Consider the following 21,802-nt stretch of genomic DNA (forward strand, 5'->3'; position numbering starts at 1 on the left):
CATGAAGGCTTCACACTTGAAGATTGAAGATCTACACGTCGCAATCGACGGCAAAGAAATCTTGAAAGGCGTTAACTTAGAAATCAAAGGCGGCGAAATCCACGCGGTCATGGGACCAAACGGGACAGGTAAATCAACACTCGCGTCTGCATTGATGGGTCACCCAACGTATGAAGTAACATCTGGATCAGTCACACTCGACGGAGAAGATGTTCTTGAGATGGAAGTTAACGAACGTGCGCAAGCAGGAATGTTCCTCGCCATGCAATACCCAAGCGAAATCAGTGGTGTTACAAACTCTGACTTCCTTCGTTCAGCAATCAACTCACGTCGTGAAGAAGGCGATGAAATTTCACTCATGAAGTTCATCCGTCAACTTGACGCGCAAATGGGACTTCTTGAAATGCCAGGCGAAATGGCACACCGTTACCTCAACGAAGGTTTCTCAGGCGGAGAGAAAAAACGGAACGAAATTCTTCAAATGACGATGCTGAAACCAGCAATCGCAATCCTCGACGAAATCGATTCAGGTCTTGATATCGATGCACTTAAAGTCGTTGCGAAAGGTGTTAACGAAATGCGTTCACCTGAGTTCGGTTGCCTCATCATCACGCACTATCAGCGTCTCTTGAACTACATCGAGCCTGATTTCATCCACATCATGATGGGCGGAAAAATCGTCATGTCTGGCGGAAAAGAACTTGCACACCGTCTTGAAGCAGAAGGATATGACTGGGTTAAAAAAGAACTCGGCATCGAAGAAGTCGAAATCGAAACAAAAGCGTAAGACGAGGGAGGAAGCATGATGACTGTAGAACTGAATCTTGCCGTAAATCGCGAGGCAGTGGCAGAACGTGCGACTCGCTTAGGGGAGCCCGCTTGGATGATTTCTAAGCGCCAAGATGCACTTGATCTTGCCCCAACGCTCGCATTGCCAAAAGTAGAAAAAATTAAAATCGGTGGCTGGAACTTCACAGAAGGCACAGCAGATCTTGAGACAGCAACAGGTCTCACGCCGGATATCGAAACATTAATCGGTGAAAACCGTGACCATATGTTGATCACGCGTAACGGACAACTTGTCCATGCGCAAAACAGTGAAGCAACGAACGGTGTCATCTTCACGACGCTTGAGGATGCGATGAAGCATCATCCGGAACTCGTTGAGAAGTATTTCATGACAGAAGGCGTTAACGTCAATGAAGACCGTCTCGCAGCACTCAACGCAGCGCTCATGAACGGCGGAACATTCTTGTACGTACCTAAAGGCGTTAAGCTGACGGTACCGATGCAAGCGATTTATACGCTCGAACAAGCAGGCGGCGCACTTTACCACCACGCAATCATCGTTGCCGATCAAGACAGCGAATTGACGTATATCGAAAGCTTCGTCTCTTACGGTGAAGAAGCACATAACGTCAACGTCGTGACGGAAGTGTTCGTCGAAGCGAATGCAAAAGTTCTTTTCGGAGGCGTTGATACGCTTGCGAAAGGTGCTGTCACGTATATGAACCGCCGTGGTGTCGTCAAACAAGGCGCGAAGCTCGAATGGGCACTCGGTCACATGAATGACGGACATACGATCACAGAAACGAAAACGCATCTCGTCGGGAACGATTCGTTCTCAGATACGAAAGCCGTTACTGTCGGTCGTGGCGATCAAAAACAAAACTTCAACGTCCGGACAGATCATTTCGGTAAAGGATCGGAAGGATTCATCTTGATTCACGGTGTTCAAAAAGATTCGGCGACGTCGATCTTCAACGGAACGTCAATGATTCACCATGGTGCGTCGAAATCAAACGGAGTCCAAACGGAACGTGTGCTCATGTTGTCTGAAAAGGCACGTGGTGACGCGAACCCGATCCTCTTGATCGATGAAGATGATGTCATGGCAGGACACGCGGCATCTGTCGGCCGTGTCGACGAACTTCAACTTTACTACTTGATGAGCCGTGGGTTGTCACGTAAAGAAGCAGAACGCCTTGTCGTTCACGGTTTCTTACAACCTGTCGTCTCTGAGCTTGCGATTGACTCCGTCAAGGAACGTCTCGTTCAAGTGATTGAAGGGAAAGTAAACTAATATGGGAATCGATGCATCCATCCGCAATCAGTTTCCGATTCTTGACCAACAGGTTAATGACCGGAAACTCGTCTATTTAGATAGTGCGGCTTCGTCACAAAAGCCGCTCGTCGTCATCGAAGCGATCGACAACTACTACAAGACGGTTCATTCGAATGTGCACCGTGGCGTCCATACGCTCGGAACACGAGCGACGGATGCGTACGAAGGTGCGCGTGAGAACGTACGTCGTTTCATCAAGGCGCAACACTATGAAGAAATTATCTTTACCCGTGGGACGACGACGGCGATTAATATCGTCGCGTCCAGTTACGGAATGGAGCATGTGCAAGAAGGCGACGAGATCGTCGTCACCTATCTTGAGCACCATGCGAATCTCATTCCGTGGCAACAAGTCGCGAAAAAGAAAAAAGCGAAATTGAAATATGTTGATTTGACAGCTGATGGTCGCGTGACGATTGAAGCCGTCAAAGCACAAATTTCCGATCGGACGAAAGTCGTTGCGATGGCACATGTCTCGAACGTCCTCGGTACGATCAATCCAATCAAAGAAGTGGCGCAACTCGCGCATGCCGTCGGTGCCGTCATGGTCGTCGATGCAGCGCAAAGTGCACCGCATCAAAAAATTGACGTCGTCGATCTCGACTGTGATTTCCTGGCGTTCTCTGCCCATAAAATGTGTGGACCAACAGGAATCGGCGTCTTATATGGTAAAAAAGCATTACTGAATGCGATGGAACCGGTCGAATTCGGAGGCGAGATGATTGATTACGTCGGACTTGAAGAATCGACGTTCAAACCATCACCGTACCGTTTTGAAGCCGGTACACCCATCATTGCGGGGGCAGTCGGTCTGTCGGCAGCGATTGATTTTCTAGAAGAAATCGGTCTAGAGAACATCGAAGCCCATGAACGCGAACTCGCGCGGTATGCGATGGCACAGATGCGTGAAATCGATGGATTAACGATTTATGGTCCAGAAGAACGTGTCGGTCTCGTCACATTCAATCTCGGCGATGTCCATGCACATGATGTCGCGACGGTACTCGACATGCAAGGCGTCGCAGTCCGCGCCGGTCATCACTGTGCACAACCACTGATGCGTTGGCTCGGTGCCAGTTCAACGGCACGAGCAAGCTTCTACTTGTATAACACGCAAGAAGAAGTCGATGCCTTAGTGACAGGACTTCGTCAAACGAAGGAGTATTTCAGTCATGGATTTTAACAATCTCGATCACTTGTACCGTCAAGTGATCATGGATCATTATAAAACTCCTCGTAATCGCGGTGCGATCGAGGGAGGCGTGACGATCGATATGAACAACCCGACGTGTGGAGACACGATTCGCTTACAGCTCGCGATCGAAGACGATATCGTCCAAGATGCGAAGTTTGACGGCGAAGGATGTTCCATCAGTATGGCGTCCGCGTCGATGATGACACAGATCGTCAAAGGAAAAACGGTCGAAGAAGCATTACAACTCGCAGAAATCTTTTCTGAGATGGTTCAAGGGAAAGACTATGATGATGAGAAGTTTGATCTTGGGGACGCAGAAGCACTTTCCGGTGTGACAAAATTCCCAGCACGTATCAAGTGTGCGACACTTGCTTGGAAAGCGCTCGAACGTGGCGTGGAAGAAGGCAAGTAACTTCGGTCAGTAAGTAAGAGGAGGAAATGAACATGGCTAAGAACATGCCTGAAATTGGCGATTATAAATATGGTTTCCACGATCGCGATATCTCGATCTTCCGTTCTGGACGCGGCTTGACGACAGAAGTCGTCGAAACGATCTCGAAAATGAAAGAAGAACCACAATGGATGCTCGACTTCCGTTTGAAATCGCTTAAGATTTTCAACGAACAAGCGATGCCAGCTTGGGGTGGCGATTTATCAGATCTTCGTTTTGACGACATCACGTATTACGTGAAACCGTCGGAACGTGCTGAAAAATCATGGGATGAAGTACCGGAAGAAATCAAACGTACGTTTGACAAACTCGGTATCCCGGAAGCAGAACAAAAGTACTTGGCAGGTGTTTCGGCACAGTACGAATCAGAAGTCGTTTACCACAACATGAAGAGTGAACTTGAAGATCAAGGGATCGTCTTCAAAGATACAGATACAGCACTCAAAGAGAACGAAGACTTGTTCCGTGAGTACTTCGGTAAATTGATTCCGCCGACAGATAACAAATTCGCTGCCCTTAACACAGCGGTTTGGTCGGGTGGATCGTTCATTTACGTACCAAAAGGCGTCAAGATGGATACGCCGCTTCAAGCCTACTTCCGGATCAACTCGGAAAACATGGGTCAATTCGAGCGGACGCTCATCATCGTTGACGAAGAAGCATCTGTGCACTACGTCGAAGGATGTACGGCACCGGTCTATACAACGAACTCGCTTCACTCGGCGGTCGTTGAGATCTTCATCAACAAAAACGCGTATTGCCGTTACACGACGATCCAAAACTGGGCAAACAACGTCTACAACCTCGTGACGAAACGTGCGATCTGTGAAGCCGGCGCGACGATGGAATGGGTCGATGGTAACATCGGTTCGAAATTGACGATGAAATACCCAGCCGTCATCTTAAAAGGTGAAGGATCACGTGGGATGACATTATCAATTGCCATCGCGGGTAAAGGACAACACCAGGATGCGGGTGCGAAAATGATCCACCTTGCGCCAAACACGTCGTCAACGATCGTCTCGAAATCGATTTCGAAACACGGTGGGAAAGTTACGTATCGCGGAATCGTCCACTTCGGCCGTAAAGCGACCGGAGCGCGTTCGAACATCGAATGTGACACACTCATCATGGATAACCAATCGACATCGGACACGATTCCGTACAACGAAATCCTTAACGATAACATCTCGCTTGAACACGAAGCGAAAGTATCGAAGGTCTCGGAAGAACAATTGTTCTATCTCATGAGCCGTGGGATTTCACAAGAAGAAGCAACGGAAATGATCGTCATGGGCTTCATCGAGCCGTTCACAAAAGAATTGCCGATGGAATATGCGGTCGAAATGAACCGTCTCATCAAGTTCGAGATGGAAGGTTCAATCGGATAATCTAACTCCGAAAAAGAATTTTACACTCCTCACGCGCTTTATCCGTTTTCCTTTAGGAATCGGGTGAGGCGCGTGATTTCGTTTAGATTAAAATCTGCTCTCGTACTTTTTTAGGCGAAGCCGGATTAGACAAGAATAAGCTTCTTCCTTTTCTGTTGCTTTCCTCGGGCGAGGGGCAAGCCGTTGCTCCTTGACCTATCGGGCAATGAGCAGGGTCTTGCCTGCCTCTGACAGCGCAAGTTGCCTTGCGCTTTTTCCCGTAGGAGTCAACGAAAAAGAGAAGCTTTGTTTAGGTTGTGCCGTAGAGTAAGGCGAGTCGAGACATGGAAGCGCGACACGGCAGTATGGTGATGTCGGCTCTTCGATCTTCATAAGATAGCATTTGTCTCCAGTATCTGACTTTAACGAAAGTCAGATTGGTTGCTAAAGCGATTATCGCCGAACGCTTTTTCCAGTAGGAGTCACGAGAATCAACGTGTTTTCAAGATGTGATTCGAGAAGGGAAAGCGTGTCGGATAACACGAACTATCCGTCTGGCATACGGTCTTATTTTACTGGGGTATTGTTGATTGTTCTTTCCGACAACGGGTAGAGAGTAAGAAACAGCTTCTAGAAAGGAAGGATGACCGATGCGATCGATCGTCTACTCATTTCAAGTATCGCTTGACGGCTATCTCGAAGATGAGCAAGGCTTACTCCCCTTTACACCTGACAAGGAACTCCATCGTTACTTCAATGACTACGAAAAACAGTTTGATACACATTTCTATGGACGGAAATTATATGAAATGATGCATCCGTTTTGGTCGAACGTAAGCGACACGGAAGAAGTCACAGAAATTCGTGACTATGCACTGATTTGGACAGGAATCGAGAAGATTGTCTTCTCCCGGACATTGACGCACGTCGATGGGCATGCCCGGCTCGCAACAGGGACGATTGAAGAAGAAGTCGAACGTTTACGGAGGATGCCCGGCAAACGGATATCCGTCGGTGGCGCAAATCTTGCTGCACAATTCATGCAACGTGACTTGATTGATAAATACCATGTTGTCGTCTATCCTGTTCTGCTCGGAGGCGGAAAACGGATGTTTGGACGACTCGACCAATCACTTGCTTTACGGCTTGTCGAACAACGGCACTTTGCTTCTTCCGGCTGTGTTGTCCTTCGATACGAACGAACACGCTGACGACAATCTTCGAGAAGAAGTTTTCGATTTAGCTGTGATATGATAAGAAAATAGACAGTGCAAAAAAGCCTGCGTCAAAAAAAGCGATAGGTCTTTTTTGTCGTAAGGAGGGATAAGCGGATGATTTATGTCGGCGTGACCGGTTGGGGGGATCATGATAGCCTCTATCCGACACCGCAAGACCGAAAAGAAAAACTGGCTGCCTACGCGGGACATTTTCCGGCAGTCGAAGTCGATTCGACGTTTTATGCGATTCAACCGGAACGAAACTATCAAAAATGGGTCACAGAAACACCAGACGCCTTTCGCTTCATCGTCAAAGTACACCGGGCGATGAGCGGGCACGATCGGGACAACAAAGATCCGCTCGGTCCGATTTTCGAACAATATATCGCGTCAATTGAGCCGATGCGGCAGAGCGGGAAGATTGCTGCGATTCTCGTTCAACTGCCACCTTGGTTCGACGTTAGTAAAGTTCACCTTGAATACTTGCAAACTGTTCGTAAATCGCTTGCGGGACTCCCGGTTGCGATCGAATTCAGAAATCCGTCCTGGTACTCCGACGAATATCGGGAACGGACACTTCGTTTTTTAGCAGAGCATCAGTTCATTCATACGATTTGTGATGAGCCGCAGACAGAAGACGGTTCCGTCCCGTTTGTTCCTGTCGTCACGCAAGAAACAGCGTTCGTCCGCTTGCATGGTCGGAACAAAAACGGCTGGCTGAAAAAGCCGGGACAAAGCAGTGACGACTGGCGGAAGGTCCGTTGTTTATACCGGTACTCGGAAGAAGAATTACAAGAATTAGCAGAACATGTCCGGACGCTTGCAGGACAAGCGAAAGACGTGTATGTTTTCTTTAATAACAATTCAGCAGGCGATGCCGCGCCGAATGCGAAACGTCTGATTGAGATCCTTAATCTCGATTATGAACTCGCTCCCCGGCAAATCTCGTTGTTTTAATTTTAGAGGAGGCTTTGAGCGTGAAGTTACACGTCATCCATTATAATGATCTTCATTCACACTTTGATATGTGGCCTCGCTATATGTCGTTCATCAAGGAACACCGGACGTACGACTCCCTTGTCTTTGATTTAGGGGATCATGCAGACCGTGTCGCACCGGCGACGGAAGCGACGCAAGGAAAAATCAATACCCATCTCTTAAATGAGTTAGCACCGACTGCCGTGACGATCGGAAACAATGAAGGAATCACGTTTCCCCATGACTGGCTTGCGGCACTCTATACAGAAGCGACGTTCCCTGTACTCGTCTCGAATATGACAGCACCGTTCGCGAAGTCTGGCATGATTCAGGAACTTCCGACCGGTAACGTCGGAGTCTTTGGTCTGACGGCCCCTTACTATGAACTGTATGAGTTGCTCGGGTGGACAATCGAAGACCCGTTCGAAGCAGCAGCGCGTGAAATCGAGTCGCTTCGCGGACAGGTCGACGTCCTGATTTGTTTGAGTCATCTTGGGTTTTATCAGGATGAGGAACTGGCAGAACGGTTTCCGGAGCTTGATTTAATCATCGGAGCCCATACGCATCATGTCTTAGACGATGGTGTCGTCAAGAATGGTGTCTTGATTGCTCAAGCCGGTAAGCACGGTCAATACGCAGGTGAGATTTATCTCAACACGGATACCGGTGAAAAAGAAGCCGTCTTGCACCCGCTCCACGACTATGCGGCGGATGAAGCGAGTTCCGGATTACTCGACCGGGAACAATATGCGGCTGAAAAAGTGATGAAACAACCGATTGGCAGGACATCAGGTCTAGCGAATGACTGGTTTAGTCCGTCACCGTTCTCCCAACTGTTAGCAGAGACGATGCAGGACTGGTGTAAAGCAGATATTGCTTGTGTCCCGGCTGGTATATTGCTCGGTTCGCTATCTCCGGGTCCTGTCTCTTCCTTCGACCTGCACCGGTTATGTCCGCATCCCATCAATCCGTGTAACGTCACGATGACAGGACGGCAACTGATGACGTTCATGGAAGAAGTCGAAACGAATCAGTTTGAACAGTTAAAAGTCCGTGGACTCGGTTTTCGCGGGAAATTGATGGGGAAAATGCATTACGCAGGACGTGACTCCGTTTTAGCCACACTGGACGAGTCGGCGCACTACACGGTCGCGATGCCAGACATGTTTACGTTTGGACCTCTCTTCCCAGCAATCAAAGACATGCCGAAACAGTATTTCATGCCGGAGCTTTTACGAGATTTGCTATTTAACCGGCTATCGGAGAAGTCAGAATTCACTGAATTGCATGCCCCTAAACGATAATTGTTTGGTATACTGAAACAGAAAATAAATGACTTTTTTGGGGGATGAAGGGGGAAGTGTATTTATGGCTAGAGGAGAGATTCAACGGAAACCAGAATGGCTAAAAATCAAGTTGAATACGAACGAGACCTACACAGAGCTTAAGAGTATGATGCGAGAAAAAAAGCTACATACTGTCTGTGAGGAAGCGAAGTGTCCGAACATCCATGAATGTTGGGCCGTTCGCCGGACAGCGACGTTTATGATTCTTGGGAGTATCTGTACACGGGCTTGCCGTTTTTGTGCTGTGACGACAGGACGTCCGAATGAACTCGATTTAGAAGAGCCGACACGTGTCGCAGAATCGGTTCGTCTGATGAACTTGAAACATGCAGTCATCACGGCAGTAGCACGTGACGACCTGAATGACTTCGGGGCAGGAGTTTACGCCGAAACGGTCCGTGAAGTACGACGGATGAACCCGGAGACATCGATTGAAGTCTTGCCATCTGATATGGGTGGAAACTTTGATGCGCTCCAAACCTTGATTGAAGCGAAACCGGACATCATGAACCATAACATCGAGACGGTTCGACGCTTGACACCGACGGTCCGCGCAAAAGCAACGTATGACCGGACACTCGAATTCCTTCGCCGTTCAAAAGAGCTTGCTCCCGAAATCCCGACGAAATCAAGTTTGATGTTAGGACTTGGTGAAACGTGGGAAGAGATTTTACAGACGATGGATGATCTTCGTGCGAACGACGTCGATATCATGACAATCGGTCAGTATCTTCAACCGACGAAAAAACACCTGGATGTCATCAAATACTATACACCACAAGAATTTGCTGAACTAAAACAAATTGCGCTTGGCAAAGGCTTCTCACACTGTGAAGCCGGTCCACTCGTCCGCTCTTCTTATCATGCGGATGAACAAGTCAACGCAGCGAAAAAAAATAAAGCTGCTTTACCAATCGATTGAGTAAATGAAACCGTCTCAGTAGCCGACTGGGACGGTTTTTCGTCTGCGCGGAGATTCGTTTTCAGAAATGAATATGCTATGATAATAGGAGCAGGGGGTGGAAAAATGATACAAGTCAATCGCGAACGATATGAAATCGTCGAAGAAAAGCGTGAAGGTTTCAATGAGGAAGCTTTCATCGGACGATTCAGTGATGTCCTCGAAAAATATGATTACATCGTCGGAGATTGGGGGCACGGTCAACTTCGACTACGTGGCTTCTATAATGACGATCACATCAAGGCGACGTTTGATACGAAGATTTCGCATGTTGCGGATTATTTATATGAATACTGTAATTTCGGCTGTGCTTATTTCATCGTCAAGCGGATGGAGCCGGTAGAAGGAGAAGAAGCACCACCTCGCTTCGACGGATCTTCGGCCAATACGTTGAAGCTTAAACGTAAATTTTCTCCGACTGAAGAAGCATAGTAATCAAAAAGACATATTTAAAAGCGTTTCTGATGGGCTGATTTCGGCTATTACTATAAGTATCACGTACCTATAGGGGGAACCATACATGAGAATCGTCGGGATTTATAAAACTGTGCCAGAAATCGTTAGTGCTGTTCATGATTTGCGTGTCGCCGGAGTCATTTCAACGGACTTAAAAGTCGTTGCCCATGACCGCTATGATTTAGATCAAATCGAAGACATGGCAGATTTGCATAATCACCAAACGTCAACGAAGCTGTCGCAAGAAGAGCATATGAACCTATGGCATGAGATCAAAGGGATCTTCAAAAAGAAAGAAGCTGCTTCGACGACGCATACAGATGTGTTGCAAGCGAGTGGCTTAAGTAAAGAAGATGTCGACCGTGCAAACAAAGCAGTCGAAGACCATCAATTCGTCTTGCTCGTCGGGGACGAGGCAGATCAGCATTCAGAGCGTAAAGCTCATGATGATTCAGACAATACGAATGTGTTCAGTGGACCGAATACACTGAATGAACGCAATGATCGTCTCCTCTAAAATGCTTAAAAAGCAGCTCCATCCTTCACGGATGGAGCTGCTTTTTTTCATGTGAGACCAATGTATTCACTTAAATACCGTTCGAGTTCATCAGCTGCGTCTTCTTCGAGGTCGAAGGCATGAGCGATATAACCCGGTTCGTCAAAATCATCGGCACCGATGATTGCGAAGCGGTTCGAGAGTAAATTCAGCACTAAAATCTTTCCGAAAAAATGTTCCGAGTGCGTGATTGCTAAATCGAACCGGCTCGTTTCACCAATCCAGCAAATAAACCGTGTTTTCGTTTGTTCGACATCATCATATAAAAAATCGCGTTCTTCCATCATGACGTGTAAAGTCCCTCATTTCCTAGTCTCTTTTCAGATTAAAGGGTTTGGGGAACATTTTGCAAGTACGGTTTGCGCGACAGACTGTGTTCCGCGATGACTTTACGTATGGTCCGTGTTTTTGAGCGCATGACGAGCGACGTCGTCTCTACGATATCGTCCGTGATGAACTTGACCCCGTCGAGCATTTCACCGGTCGTGACACCTGTCGCCGCGAAGATACAATCGTCACTCTTGATTAAGTCGTCGAGCGTCAATAATTGTAACGGATCAGCAAGTCCCATCCGAATGACACGGGCCGTCTCTTCGTCGTCCATCGGGTGCAAGCGTGCCTGCATGTCGCCACCCATTGCTTTAACAGCAGCAGCGGTGATGACGCCTTCCGGTGCACCGCCCGTTCCGATGAAGATGTCGATGCCTGTTGCCGGTGAAAGGGGGGCAATTCCGGCAGAAACATCGCCGTCCTCGAATAACCGGACGCGGGCGCCCATCCGCATAGCGGCTTCGCGGAAGTGGTCGTGACGGGGGCGGTCTTGCATGATGACCGTCACGTCTTCAATCCGTTTATTGTTCAGTTCAGCTGCCTTTTCAATGATGACTTCGAGTGGATCGTCGAGCGAGACATGTCCTTTTAAGTTCGGACCGACCGTTAATTTATCCATGTACATATCAGGAGCATGCAAGAGTGCGCCTTGGTCTGCGACAGCGATGACGACCATGGCGTTACCGAGTCCTTTTGCGACGATGTTCGTGCCTTCGAGCGGATCGACTGCGATGTCGACGATCGGACCATTTGTCGTGCCGAGTTGTTCGCCGATGAACAGCATCGGTGCTTCATCGAGTTCACCTTCTCCGATGACGACTGTTCCTGTCATATTGACCGTATTCAAGACTTCACGCATCGCTGTCGTTGCGGCATCATCTGCCTCGTTCTTTTTCCCACGACCAATCCATTTTGCAGATGCGAGGGCAGCAGCCTCTGTTGCGCGGACGATTTCTAATGCAAGTTCCCGTTCCATGTATAAATAACCTCCAAGTCACTTAATGTGACATACTATTTTGGGTAAAAATCTAAATTGAGGATAACACATTGAGGAATGTGATGCAAATGGCGTTTCTGCTTTTCATGGACCGCCGATAGGTCTAAAATGGAAGATGTGAGGGGGAATGCTAGATGTATTTCGTGAATCGGGAAAAGATTGAACAAACGGTGATTTGTTTCGAGACAGCGCTTCGTCAAAGCAAAGAGTTAACGGGGGATGCGGTGACGACAGCTTTAGCGTTGGAACGGATCGGGTTTTTAGTCATCGAAAGTATCATTGATATCGGAAATAGTATGATTGATGGTTTCATCATGCGTGATCCGGGAAGTTATGAAGATATCGTATTGATTTTAGAAGACGAGCGGGTGATTGACGCAGAACTCGCGACGAGCTTAAAACGAATCGTCGCACTGCGGACACCGATCGTCCGTGAGTTTACGAAGTCGAGTACAGCAGAAGTCCGGACGGTCTTGAGCGAAGAAGAAATAGAGCTTCGTCGATTTCCGTCCGCGGTCCGTCAATACTTAGAGACAGAACTCGGACCCGTCTCGGCATTTTTACCAAACGAGGAGTGAGTCAGGATGAAAGCGAAAGGTTATTTATTCGATTTAGACGGCACGATGTATAACGGAACAGAACCTGTTCAAGAAGCCGTTGATTTTGTCAATCGCTTGCAAGCAGAAGGCGTGCCGTACCTGTTCGTGACGAACAATGCATCGATGACAGCAGAAGCCGTCGCTGAAAAACTACGCGGCATGGGCGTTCATTCCGATGCAGGACATGTCTTAACGAGTGCGATGGCGACAGGTCGCTACATCGCAGAACTCGACCCAGGTGCAAACGTCTATGCAATCGGTGAACACGGGTTGCTCGATGCCTTAGAACAACAAGGACTTCAAGTCGTTGCCGATGAGCATGCGGATTACGTCGTCATCGGACTCGATCGTCAAATCACGTATGAGAAGTTAGCAATCGGTGCACTGGCGATTCGGGCAGGAGCACGATTCATCTCGACGAACGGCGATATCGCAATTCCGACAGAACGCGGCTTCTTACCAGGAAACGGTGCCTTGACGTCGGTTTTACGCGTGACGACAGAAAAAGAGCCGTTTTATATCGGGAAACCGGAACCGGTCATGGTCAACATCGCTGCTGAAATGATTGGTCTTGCGAAGGAAGATGTCATCATGGTTGGTGACAACTACCATACGGATATCTTATTCGGAATCAATGGTGGGATTCGGACGATGCATGTCAACTCGGGTGTTCATACGCCTGTCTTTATTCAAGGGCAGGATGTTCAGCCGACGTACATGGTCGATTCGCTTGCCGAGTGGATTTTATAACCATAAAAACCCCCCGACGACGGATGTCATCGGGGGTTTTTTTCGAATTAGAAGACTTGTTCTACTTCAACGACGCCAGCTACTTCTTCAAGCAGGGCACGTTCGATACCAGCCTTCAATGTGATTGTCGAACTTGGGCAACTGCCGCAAGCTCCCATCAAACGAAGTTTAACGATACCATCTTCAACATCTACGAGCTCAACGTCTCCTCCATCACGAAGAAGGAACGGACGCAATTTTTCGAGGACTTCATTCACTTGATCAAACATTTCCATGCGTAAACACATCCTTTCTTATAAATTCATTGTAACAGGGTTGAAAAATGTTCTCAATCTGGAAAACTTGTATACTGAGAAAGAGTAAACGGAAGAAGGGGGATATCTGATGGAAATCAAGGTATATGGGGCAGCTGTGACGTGTCCGAGCTGTGTCGGGGCACCGAGTTCGGAAGAGACGTTCAGCTGGTTACAGGCTGTACTTGGACGGAAATATGAAACGGAGTTAACATTTGTTTACGTCGATTTTGAACAGGCGACGACACGTGACAGTTGGGTGGATGCTTTAAAAGACGACGAATATTTTTACCCACTCGTCTTACTCGATGGCGAAATGATTGACGAAGGGTATGTTCAACTGAAAAAAGTCACGCGTGCGATTGATCTGAAATTGAATCAGGCTGCGCAGTAAACTTCATTGACGTTTAAAAATCCCCAAAGTACCTAAGCGGACTTTGGGGGTTTCAGCGTGTAGACAAAGTAGTATGGGGTGATCAAAGCTTGTTTCTTCTTCGTTGCTTTCCTCGGGCGAGGCGCAAGCCCCTTGATCCTGGCGGACAACGAGCAGGGTCTTGCCTGCCTCTTGGCAGCGCGAAAAAACGCGCTTTTTCCCGCAGGAGTCAACGAAATGAAAAGCTTTTTAGGCCGGTGTAAGAAAAGGTGAGGAGAAAGCAGAGGCATGTAAGCCTCTTTACTCTACATAAGTGGTGTATACAGCCTAAAATCCCCAAAGCGCCTAAATGGACTTTGGGGATTTTGCGTTTATTTAATCTTTTTATGTTTCCATAAGACACCTGATTTTAGAAGGCGTGGCACTTTTCCCGTCAGGGCCTGTTTACCCATGACGATTCCGAATCCATCTGATTTTCCGAGTGACCCGAGCATGCCGCGTAATTTGATTTCCGGTAATTTCGGAAGTTTTTTTCCGGCCCATTTCGCTTCAAGGACATCAACGACTTGATCCGCTTGATGCTCTGCGAGCTGTCCGCTTGGTGCATACGGGAGGCTCGCGCAATCACCGATGACGAACAAGTTATCGTATTCCGGAACGTGATGATGCTCCGCTAGTTTAATCCGTCCGCCGCTATCTGCTTCAAATCCGAGGTCACGGACAACTTTGACGGGTTGCGTTCCGGCTGTCCAAATCGTTAAGTTCGTCGGATAGACGTCCTCACCGTTGCGGACATCATCTGCTGTGACAAGGGTGACGTTCGAATTGTTGATGACATCGACGTCATGCTCCTCGAACCATTCCTGAACGTAAGAGGATACTTTATCAGATAAGAACGATAGGACAGATGGACCACGATCGAATAAACGAATCTTCAAGTCCTTGCGACTTTCGTGGAGTTCACTTGCCAGTTCAACACCCGAGAGACCGGCACCGACAATCGAGACCGTCGCGCCGGGCGACAGTCCACAAATCGCTTGATGCGTTTTGCGTGACTCTTCGAGTGTCTGAATGCTATAAGTAAACTCTTGAGCACCCGGTATGTTATGGTATTTATCTTCGCAACCTAATGCGATGATGAGATCGTCATAAAAAAGTTCTGTCCCGTCTTGCAAGAACACAGAATTCGTCTCTGGCGAGATGTTAACGACATGTCCATATTTATATGTGAGATGTTTCCCCTCCGGAAATTCAATCCGGACATCACGATCGGATAATGTACCTGCTGCAAGAGCGTAATACTCGGTCTTTAGTGCGTGATACGGCAATCGATCGACAAGCGTCACGGCGACCTCTTCATCTTTGAAGCGTTCACAAATTCGCATTCCGCCATATCCGCCACCTAAAACGACTAGTTGCTTCATAACTTAAAATCCCCCTTAGTTCCCCTAAATCAGTCTGACCTTGTATAATACGACAAGAGGAAGGTAAATTCCTGCTTAAAGGAGGAAAAAAAGTGAATCCCATTATTGAATTTTGTATCAGTAACTTAGCGGCAGGGACCCAAGTCGTCATGTCACAACTCGAACGCGACCCGAATGTCGATGTCGTCGAGTATGGTTGTCTTGGCTACTGCGGCATCTGCTCGCTTGACCATTTTTGTCTTGTTGACGGCCAGACCGTCATCGGAGAGACACCGGAAGAACTGTTAGAAAACATCTACGCTAAAATCGAAGAAAATGAACTCTAAAAAAATCCCCCACCTCAAATGAAGTGGGGGATTTTGTCGGTCGGCGGGCGCGCCTAGGACTTATGCAGCTTGTTGACGACGGTTGATCCAAGGTTTTAATTTTAAGAACAGCGGAATGAAGAGTGCTGAGATGAAGAGGGCCTTGATGATGTTGAACGGCAAGATACCAGCGATGATCGTTGTCCATTTGACAGCCGGATCAAGCATGTAGTCCATCCCGAAGAACCAAGCATATGCCGGGAGGATCAAAACATAGTTGAGAATCGCAAGTCCAAGTGCCATGGTAATTGTTCCTGCGACTAAGCCGGTTGCAAGACCTTGCGTTGATTTCTTTTTATGGTAGAACCAGCTGACAGGAAGAATGAAAGCAACACCCGCTGCAAAGTTTGCAAGTTCGCCGACCGGAACACCGCTTCCGCGGAAAATATAATAGAGAACGTTCTTCAATGCTTCGACGATTACACCCGCTACCGGTGAGAACATGATAGCAGCAATCAACGCCGGGACATCACTGAAGTCGATTTTTAAATAGTTCGGTAAAAAGGGTAGTGGGAAGTTGAGTAACATAAGAACAAATGAAATTGAACCTAACATTGAGAGTGTGACCATTTTTTGAGTGCGTTTCATACGAGTAAAATCTCCTTTTTTTCGTTCCTCTCGATGAAGTATTGGCATGACTGCGTCCAAAATAAACCCCCGTTGAATAAGATTCAACAGGGGAGAAGTCCGCAATAAAATAAGCCTATCCGAAATGTGCAAAATCGGAATAAGTCTATATACATGCCGCCATCTTCTCCCATCCAGACTATACTGTCGGCTCCTGAGTCACACAGAATCAGCAAATAGCGCCCTATTCGCTCGCGGGCTTCAGACAATGGTCTGTTTACCGCCGGTCGGGAATTTCACCCTGCCCTGAAGATGGAACGATTTAATTTTTTTGATACAATTCATTTATACAACGAATTCAAGATAGTTTCAAGCAACTAGGTTTCGAATCCGCATGAAATTGCGTATACTATAGAAAAAGGGAAGGTGATTACATGATCCAATTAACAGAAGCAGCTGCTCTTCAAGTCAAAGAGATGATGCAACAAGCGCCGGACGATGAAAGAAATCTCCGCATGCTCGTTCAAGGTGGCGGATGCAGTGGTCTCTCCTACGGAATGGGTTTCGATAGCCAAAAGGAGACGGACCTGACATTTGAGCAACATGGTGTCAATGTCATCGTCAATGAAAAAGACTATCCGGTCGTCAAAGGATTAGAAATTGACTATAAACAATCGATGCTCGGTGGCGGATTCACAATCACGAATCCGAATGCAATCGCGACATGCGGCTGCGGGACATCATTTAGAACAGCGACGAACGCCGGGACACCCGGTGGTTGCTAACTCACAACGTGGACCTCAGAGTCCGCGTTTTTTTGTTTTTTCGTGAGATACAGGATTTTAAGAATCGGGTAGAGAAGACAGTAGGGCAACGGAATGAGTACGTCATCATTAAGGAGGACTATCGATGCGAAAAGTGTTGATTTTTGGTGGGACACGTTATTTTGGAAGACGGCTGGCATTACGACTCGCTGACGCCGGCGATGATGTGACGCTCGTCACACGGGGGGAACATACGCCACCTGTCGCGAAGGGCTTGACATTCTTTAAAGGGGACCGGACGTCAAGCAGTACGATGAAAGATTTAGGGAGTCAAAACTGGGATATCATCTACGACAATATTTGTTTTAATCCATATCAAGCAAAACTTGCCGTCGATGCATTCGAAGGAAAGGTCGGACGCTACATCTTAACGTCGACGATGTCCGTCTATGACGGGGGAGGAGCAAATCTTTCAGAGCGGGATTTCAATCCGTTTCCCGGGAAATATGACTTGGAACAGGAACATGATTACGGGGAAGGAAAGCGCCAAGCAGAAAGTTATTTCTTTCAACGGGCGACATTTCCTGTTATCGCCGTTCGCTTCCCGGTCGTCTTAGGACCGGATGATTACACGGAACGTCTCGTCTTCCATGTGAAACGTGCGCTCGCAGGGACTCCTGTGGTGGCTGAAAACCTCTATGCGAAAATGGGATATATCTCAAGCTATGAAGCGGCCTCGTTCCTTGAATGGTGTGGTCGTTCGACGATGACAGGACCGATCAATGCAGCGAGTGACGGGGTGTTATCGATTCAAGATTTGATGGATAAGATTGACCGTGTCGCAGGAACGGAATCAACGTTCGCGACGACGGGCGACGATGAATCACCACTGGCGCCAGAACGTGATTTCTACATGGATACGTCAGCAGCGAAAAAAGCCGGCTATTTATTCCAACACGTCGACGAGTGGCTCGATCGACTCATTGAAGAGGAGGTACGAAATCACAAATGATTACGTTAGTAAAACCGTCCGTCCATCTCGAAACGGAGTATTTAGACTTTTTGGCAGAATGGGAACAATCCGGGGAACCGATTGTCCCGAGTGTCGTCAGCAAAACTTTTTTACCCCTCGCTGACTTTTTAGAGGAGCAGGAACAAGAGGCATTGACGGCTCCAGAGAACTGGGTGACGCACTCGACCTATTGGTTTTACGACGGGAAACAAATCGTCGGTGCTGTGAACTTCCGTCATGACTTAAACGATGGTTTAAAACAAATCGGGGGTCATATCGGATACGGGATTCGGCCGAGCGCCCGGAAGCGCGGTTACGCGACGGAAGGTCTGCGTCAAGCACTTGAAGTCGCAAAAGAACGTGGACTAGAATCGGTCTTGATTACGTGCAGTGCAGACAACATCGCGTCAGGACGTGTCATCGAAGCGAACGGCGGAGAAGAACTGGAGTCATTTATGAAAGAAGACGGGTCACGTGTACGACGATTCAATGTCCCGCTGTCTTAACATCATTCTAATCATCCTACTTTGATTAGGATGATTTTTAATTTGAGGGAGGGGGTTTCGAGATGCAGATACGGCGAGCGACGTTAGACGACGCTGAAGCAATCGCCACCGTCCACGTTTCAGCGTGGCAAGAGACATACCGCGGTATCATTCCTGACGACTACCTCGATCAGTTGTCGACAGAAAAGCGTGCCGCTGCATGGCGGGAATTGTTAGTTGATGGACTTGTTTTTGTTGCTGTCGACGCAAAAGGTTTGATTGGTTTTGCCCACGGCAAGCAAAATCAAACAGAATCGACAGAAGGGGAACTGTCAGCGATCTATTTGTTGCGTTCGTATCAAGGGCGCGGAATCGGTCGCGCCTTAGTCAACCGTGTCGTCCGTCAGTTGGAGGAACATGGTGTTACGTCACTCATCATTGCCGTGCTCGCGGATAATCCGGCCTGCCACTTTTATGAACGACTCGGAGGTATCCGTGTTTCCGGGTGTGTGATCGAACGGGGTGGGAAAGAACTGGAGGAACACCTTTACCGGATTGATTTACCCCTCTCCTTTTCGTAACGAAGGAAGCGGAAATCAGTCGGGTTTCGTTTGGGAAAACTACGAAAAAAGAAGCGTTCCTTCGATTTACACCGAGGAAACGCTTCTTCATGTCCATTAATGATTTTTTACTTTTTCGAACAGGCTGGTCGAGTGTTGTGGATGACGGGCGGACGGATCGACGAGTAGTTTCGCTTGATTGACAGCAATCGGTGCTTCACCGAAGCCGGTCGCAATCAATTTGACACGACCGTCGTACGTCGCGATGTCACCACAGGCAAAGATGCCGGGGATCGCCGTCTCCATTTTCGAATTGACGCGAATCGAATTGCGTTCAAACTCGACTTCCCATTCTTTTAACGGGCCGAGCGACGAAACGAAACCGAAGTTGCAGACGACGTCATCTGCCCCGACGACGACGACTTCTTCCGTTTCCGCATGTTTGAACGTCAGAGTTTCGATACTCTCTTCACCGGTAACGGATTCGAGCGTATACGGTGTCATGACATTGACGGATGAGTTGTGGAGCAGTTCGACTGAATGTTCATGTGCACGGAACTTATCGCGACGGTGAACGAGCGTGACGGATTTCGCGATCGGCTCAAGCATCAATGACCAGTCGACAGCGGAATCGCCACCACCGAGTAAGACGACTTGACGATCTTTGAAGCGATCCATTTCATTGACGAAATAGTGCAAGTTACTCGTTTCGAACCGTTCAGCATCGGCAACACCAAGTGGACGGGCAGCGAACGAGCCGTTACCTGCCGTCAAGATGACGGTCTTCGTGAAGTGTTCTCCTTTGTTCGTCACGAGGCGGATGATTCCGTCTTCGAGGCGCTCGTAGGCGACGACCGTTTCGCCGAGGACATACGTCGGGTCGAATTCATTTGCTTGTTCAAGCAAACGATCGACTAAATCCTGAGCTTTGACTTTCGGGAAGCCGGCAATATCATATATATATTTCTCGGGATAAAGCGTCGCCAGTTGCCCACCGAGTTGGGGGAGACTTTCGATGACTTTCGTCTTCATCTGACGCATCCCTGAATAAAACGCGGTGAACAATCCGACTGGACCGCCCCCGATAATCGTGACATCATATGGTTGGTACATCTGATTCCCTCCTATAGTTGGATACTCCTATTATATAGGTAGGAGGGGCGGGTGTTGCAAGTACGGGAAATCTTACATTTTTTTCAGCATTTCTAGAATTTTCTTTTGCAATCCGTCAGAAAAAGTGTTTCAATAAGCTTATAGACATGTGAACATTATTTGAACAAAGTTTTTGAGCATTTATTTGTAATTGAATGTGAAGAAAATCACAACAAAACTACCATTCGTAAGGAGTATCAGAACATGAACACACCTAACATTGTTATTCTTGGAGCCGGCTACGGTGGATTGATCACAGCAGTCAACCTTCAAAAGAAACTTGGCGTCGATCAAGCCAACATCACATTGATCAACAAACACGACTATCATTACCAAACTACTTGGTTACATGAACCTGCGGCAGGTACGATGTCAGCAGAACAAGCGCGCATCTATATCAATGATGTCATCAATCCTTCACGCGTCAAACTCGTTAAAGGGATTGTTGAAAAAGTCGATACGGCAAGCAACACAGTGAAACTTCAAGACGGTGGAGCTGTTCCTTACGATTACGTCGTCGTTGCACTCGGTGGCGTTCCAGAGACTTTCGGAATCAAAGGATTGAAAGAGAACGCTCTAACGATCAGCTCATTGAACAGTGTCCGGAAAATCAAAGAACACATCGACTATTCATTCGCAGAATACAAAACGACTGGTTCAACGGATCGTTCACTTCTGACGATCGTCGTCGGTGGAGCTGGATTTACAGGAATCGAGTTCATGGGTGAGCTCGTCAACCGGATTCCAGAGCTTTGTAAACAATACGATATCCCACGCGAACTCGTGCGTGTCGTCAATATCGAGGCAGCTCCGACTGTCCTTCCTGGATTTGATGCAGATCTCGTCAACTACGCACACAAATGGCTTGAGCGCCAAGGGATCGAGTTCAAACTCGGTAACGGCATCAAGGAATGTGGTCCTGGAACGGTTACGTTTGGTCCACTCCAAGGTGATACAACAGAAACGATTGAAGCGAACACAATCATTTGGACAGGTGGCGTCAGTGGGAACCCGGTCGTTGCGGCATCAGGTTTCGAAGCAATGCGTAACCGTGTTGTCGTCGAGGAAGATCTTCGTGTCCCTGGACATGACAATGTCTTCATGATTGGTGACTGTTCAGCAGTCATGGACCCAAGTTCAAACCGTCCATACCCGCCAACAGCACAAATCGCGACACAACAAGCGCATAAAGTCGCTGAAAACATTTCAGCACTCATCGGTGGACGTGAAACATCGACGTTCACATATGAAAATAAAGGAACAGTCGCATCACTTGGTCATAAAGATGGGATCGGTATGGTCTTCGGTAAGAAGATTTATGGTCGTAACGCATCATTCATGAAAAAAGTCATCGACAACAAACATTTCCTTGAACTGAAGAAAATTGGTCTTGCGATCAAAAAAGGTAAATTCTAAGTTCACCTTTTAGGCAAATGTACACTCGTGCATTTGCCTTTTTTGTCGGTTATACTAGAC

The 21,802-nt window shown here is 47.8% G+C and carries 26 protein-coding genes and 1 riboswitch; of the genes, 20 read left to right on the plus strand and 6 right to left on the minus strand.

The window, feature by feature from the left end; translation table 11 throughout:
- The first annotated feature begins 1 nt into the window (after position 1).
- The 11 genes from sufC (at position 2) to KNQ05_RS01515 (ending at position 10,616) form a co-directional block, all read left to right on the plus strand.
- On the plus strand, positions 2 to 787 hold the full coding sequence (gene sufC / locus KNQ05_RS01465) for a Fe-S cluster assembly ATPase SufC (RefSeq protein WP_012371204.1): 786 nt from the start codon (positions 2 to 4) through the stop codon (positions 785 to 787).
- A gap of 18 nt (positions 788 to 805) precedes the next feature.
- Entirely contained in the window at positions 806 to 2,083 is a 1,278-nt protein-coding gene (sufD, locus tag KNQ05_RS01470; protein ID WP_088837698.1) for a Fe-S cluster assembly protein SufD, read from the plus strand.
- Position 2,084: 1 nt separating this feature from the next.
- Entirely contained in the window at positions 2,085 to 3,308 is a 1,224-nt protein-coding gene (locus KNQ05_RS01475) for a cysteine desulfurase (protein ID WP_214804321.1), read from the plus strand.
- Complete coding sequence (gene sufU / locus KNQ05_RS01480) at positions 3,298 to 3,732, plus strand: Fe-S cluster assembly sulfur transfer protein SufU (RefSeq protein WP_029331275.1); 435 nt, start codon at positions 3,298 to 3,300, stop codon at positions 3,730 to 3,732. Before KNQ05_RS01475 ends, sufU begins: the two co-directional genes overlap by 11 nt.
- 32 nt (positions 3,733 to 3,764) lie before the next feature.
- Positions 3,765 to 5,162 (plus strand): Fe-S cluster assembly protein SufB, encoded by a 1,398-nt coding sequence (sufB, locus tag KNQ05_RS01485; RefSeq protein ID WP_028105809.1) that lies wholly within the window; start codon positions 3,765 to 3,767, stop codon positions 5,160 to 5,162.
- Positions 5,163 to 5,791: 629 nt separating this feature from the next.
- Positions 5,792 to 6,352, plus strand: coding sequence for a dihydrofolate reductase family protein (locus KNQ05_RS01490; RefSeq protein ID WP_214804322.1), 561 nt, complete (start codon positions 5,792 to 5,794; stop codon positions 6,350 to 6,352).
- A 120-nt stretch (positions 6,353 to 6,472) separates the two neighbouring features.
- Positions 6,473 to 7,315, plus strand: a complete 843-nt coding sequence (locus KNQ05_RS01495) for a DUF72 domain-containing protein (RefSeq protein ID WP_088837696.1) — start codon at positions 6,473 to 6,475, stop codon at positions 7,313 to 7,315.
- 20 nt (positions 7,316 to 7,335) lie between these two features.
- Positions 7,336 to 8,640: a bifunctional metallophosphatase/5'-nucleotidase gene (locus tag KNQ05_RS01500; protein WP_214804323.1), complete on the plus strand. Its 1,305-nt coding sequence runs from the start codon at positions 7,336 to 7,338 to the stop codon at positions 8,638 to 8,640.
- 64 nt (positions 8,641 to 8,704) lie between these two features.
- Positions 8,705 to 9,604, plus strand: coding sequence for a lipoyl synthase (lipA, locus tag KNQ05_RS01505; RefSeq protein ID WP_088837694.1), 900 nt, complete (start codon positions 8,705 to 8,707; stop codon positions 9,602 to 9,604).
- A 105-nt stretch (positions 9,605 to 9,709) separates the two neighbouring features.
- On the plus strand, positions 9,710 to 10,075 hold the full coding sequence (locus KNQ05_RS01510) for a YutD family protein (protein ID WP_088837693.1): 366 nt from the start codon (positions 9,710 to 9,712) through the stop codon (positions 10,073 to 10,075).
- 88 nt (positions 10,076 to 10,163) lie between these two features.
- Positions 10,164 to 10,616, plus strand: a complete 453-nt coding sequence (locus tag KNQ05_RS01515; RefSeq protein WP_088837692.1) for a general stress protein — start codon at positions 10,164 to 10,166, stop codon at positions 10,614 to 10,616.
- A 47-nt stretch (positions 10,617 to 10,663) separates the two neighbouring features.
- Here the strand turns inward: KNQ05_RS01515 and KNQ05_RS01520 are convergent, their stop codons facing one another.
- A complete protein-coding gene (locus KNQ05_RS01520; protein WP_088837691.1) occupies positions 10,664 to 10,942 on the minus strand; it encodes a DUF3055 domain-containing protein in 279 nt (92 codons plus the stop codon).
- Positions 10,943 to 10,980: 38 nt separating this feature from the next.
- On the minus strand, positions 10,981 to 11,961 hold the full coding sequence (gene glpX, locus KNQ05_RS01525) for a class II fructose-bisphosphatase (protein WP_088837690.1): 981 nt from the start codon (positions 11,959 to 11,961) through the stop codon (positions 10,981 to 10,983).
- A gap of 155 nt (positions 11,962 to 12,116) precedes the next feature.
- On the opposite strand from glpX, the gene KNQ05_RS01530 reads away from it, so the two are divergent.
- Positions 12,117 to 12,560, plus strand: coding sequence for a DUF86 domain-containing protein (locus KNQ05_RS01530; RefSeq protein ID WP_088837689.1), 444 nt, complete (start codon positions 12,117 to 12,119; stop codon positions 12,558 to 12,560).
- Positions 12,561 to 12,566: 6 nt separating this feature from the next.
- Positions 12,567 to 13,331, plus strand: coding sequence for a TIGR01457 family HAD-type hydrolase (locus KNQ05_RS01535; RefSeq protein WP_088837688.1), 765 nt, complete (start codon positions 12,567 to 12,569; stop codon positions 13,329 to 13,331).
- A gap of 47 nt (positions 13,332 to 13,378) precedes the next feature.
- On the opposite strand, the gene KNQ05_RS01540 is transcribed toward KNQ05_RS01535, so the two are convergent.
- Positions 13,379 to 13,606 (minus strand): NifU family protein, encoded by a 228-nt coding sequence (locus KNQ05_RS01540; protein WP_012371190.1) that lies wholly within the window; start codon positions 13,604 to 13,606, stop codon positions 13,379 to 13,381.
- A 109-nt stretch (positions 13,607 to 13,715) separates the two neighbouring features.
- Here KNQ05_RS01540 and KNQ05_RS01545 point away from each other — a divergent pair, with 109 nt between their 5' ends.
- Positions 13,716 to 14,018, plus strand: a complete 303-nt coding sequence (locus tag KNQ05_RS01545; RefSeq protein WP_088837687.1) for a DUF1462 family protein — start codon at positions 13,716 to 13,718, stop codon at positions 14,016 to 14,018.
- A gap of 350 nt (positions 14,019 to 14,368) precedes the next feature.
- On the opposite strand, the gene KNQ05_RS01550 is transcribed toward KNQ05_RS01545, so the two are convergent.
- Complete coding sequence (locus KNQ05_RS01550) at positions 14,369 to 15,421, minus strand: NAD(P)/FAD-dependent oxidoreductase (protein WP_088837685.1); 1,053 nt, start codon at positions 15,419 to 15,421, stop codon at positions 14,369 to 14,371.
- Positions 15,422 to 15,513: 92 nt separating this feature from the next.
- Here KNQ05_RS01550 and KNQ05_RS01555 point away from each other — a divergent pair, with 92 nt between their 5' ends.
- Positions 15,514 to 15,747, plus strand: coding sequence for a YuzB family protein (locus KNQ05_RS01555; RefSeq protein WP_088837684.1), 234 nt, complete (start codon positions 15,514 to 15,516; stop codon positions 15,745 to 15,747).
- A gap of 60 nt (positions 15,748 to 15,807) precedes the next feature.
- On the opposite strand, the gene KNQ05_RS01560 is transcribed toward KNQ05_RS01555, so the two are convergent.
- Positions 15,808 to 16,374, minus strand: coding sequence for an ECF transporter S component (locus tag KNQ05_RS01560; RefSeq protein WP_088837683.1), 567 nt, complete (start codon positions 16,372 to 16,374; stop codon positions 15,808 to 15,810).
- 157 nt (positions 16,375 to 16,531) lie between these two features.
- Positions 16,532 to 16,671: riboswitch (FMN riboswitch) on the minus strand.
- A gap of 116 nt (positions 16,672 to 16,787) precedes the next feature.
- Here KNQ05_RS01560 and KNQ05_RS01565 point away from each other — a divergent pair.
- From KNQ05_RS01565 to KNQ05_RS01580, 4 genes are all read left to right on the plus strand, one after another.
- The gene (locus KNQ05_RS01565) at positions 16,788 to 17,138 is read left to right on the plus strand and encodes a HesB/IscA family protein (protein WP_029331252.1); all 351 of its coding nucleotides are present in this window, start codon (positions 16,788 to 16,790) and stop codon (positions 17,136 to 17,138) included.
- A gap of 124 nt (positions 17,139 to 17,262) precedes the next feature.
- Positions 17,263 to 18,129, plus strand: a complete 867-nt coding sequence (locus KNQ05_RS01570; protein ID WP_088837682.1) for an NAD-dependent epimerase/dehydratase family protein — start codon at positions 17,263 to 17,265, stop codon at positions 18,127 to 18,129.
- Positions 18,126 to 18,635 carry a GNAT family N-acetyltransferase gene (locus tag KNQ05_RS01575; RefSeq protein ID WP_088837681.1) on the plus strand — a complete coding sequence of 170 codons (510 nt, stop codon included), beginning with the start codon at positions 18,126 to 18,128 and terminating at the stop codon, positions 18,633 to 18,635. The genes KNQ05_RS01570 and KNQ05_RS01575 overlap by 4 nt, the downstream gene beginning before the upstream one ends.
- Before the next feature lie 62 nt (positions 18,636 to 18,697).
- Positions 18,698 to 19,195: a GNAT family N-acetyltransferase gene (locus tag KNQ05_RS01580; protein ID WP_214768789.1), complete on the plus strand. Its 498-nt coding sequence runs from the start codon at positions 18,698 to 18,700 to the stop codon at positions 19,193 to 19,195.
- 96 nt (positions 19,196 to 19,291) lie between these two features.
- Here KNQ05_RS01580 and KNQ05_RS01585 read toward each other — a convergent pair whose 3' ends face one another.
- On the minus strand, positions 19,292 to 20,287 hold the full coding sequence (locus KNQ05_RS01585; protein WP_214804324.1) for an NAD(P)/FAD-dependent oxidoreductase: 996 nt from the start codon (positions 20,285 to 20,287) through the stop codon (positions 19,292 to 19,294).
- Between the two features lie 243 nt (positions 20,288 to 20,530).
- On the opposite strand from KNQ05_RS01585, the gene KNQ05_RS01590 reads away from it, so the two are divergent.
- Positions 20,531 to 21,742 carry an NAD(P)/FAD-dependent oxidoreductase gene (locus KNQ05_RS01590; RefSeq protein WP_088837678.1) on the plus strand — a complete coding sequence of 404 codons (1,212 nt, stop codon included), beginning with the start codon at positions 20,531 to 20,533 and terminating at the stop codon, positions 21,740 to 21,742.
- The last annotated feature ends 60 nt before the right edge of the window (positions 21,743 to 21,802 follow it).

This window comes from Exiguobacterium sp. s125 (genome assembly GCF_018618605.1).
Taxonomy (GTDB): Bacteria; Bacillota; Bacilli; order Exiguobacteriales; family Exiguobacteriaceae; genus Exiguobacterium_A; species Exiguobacterium_A oxidotolerans.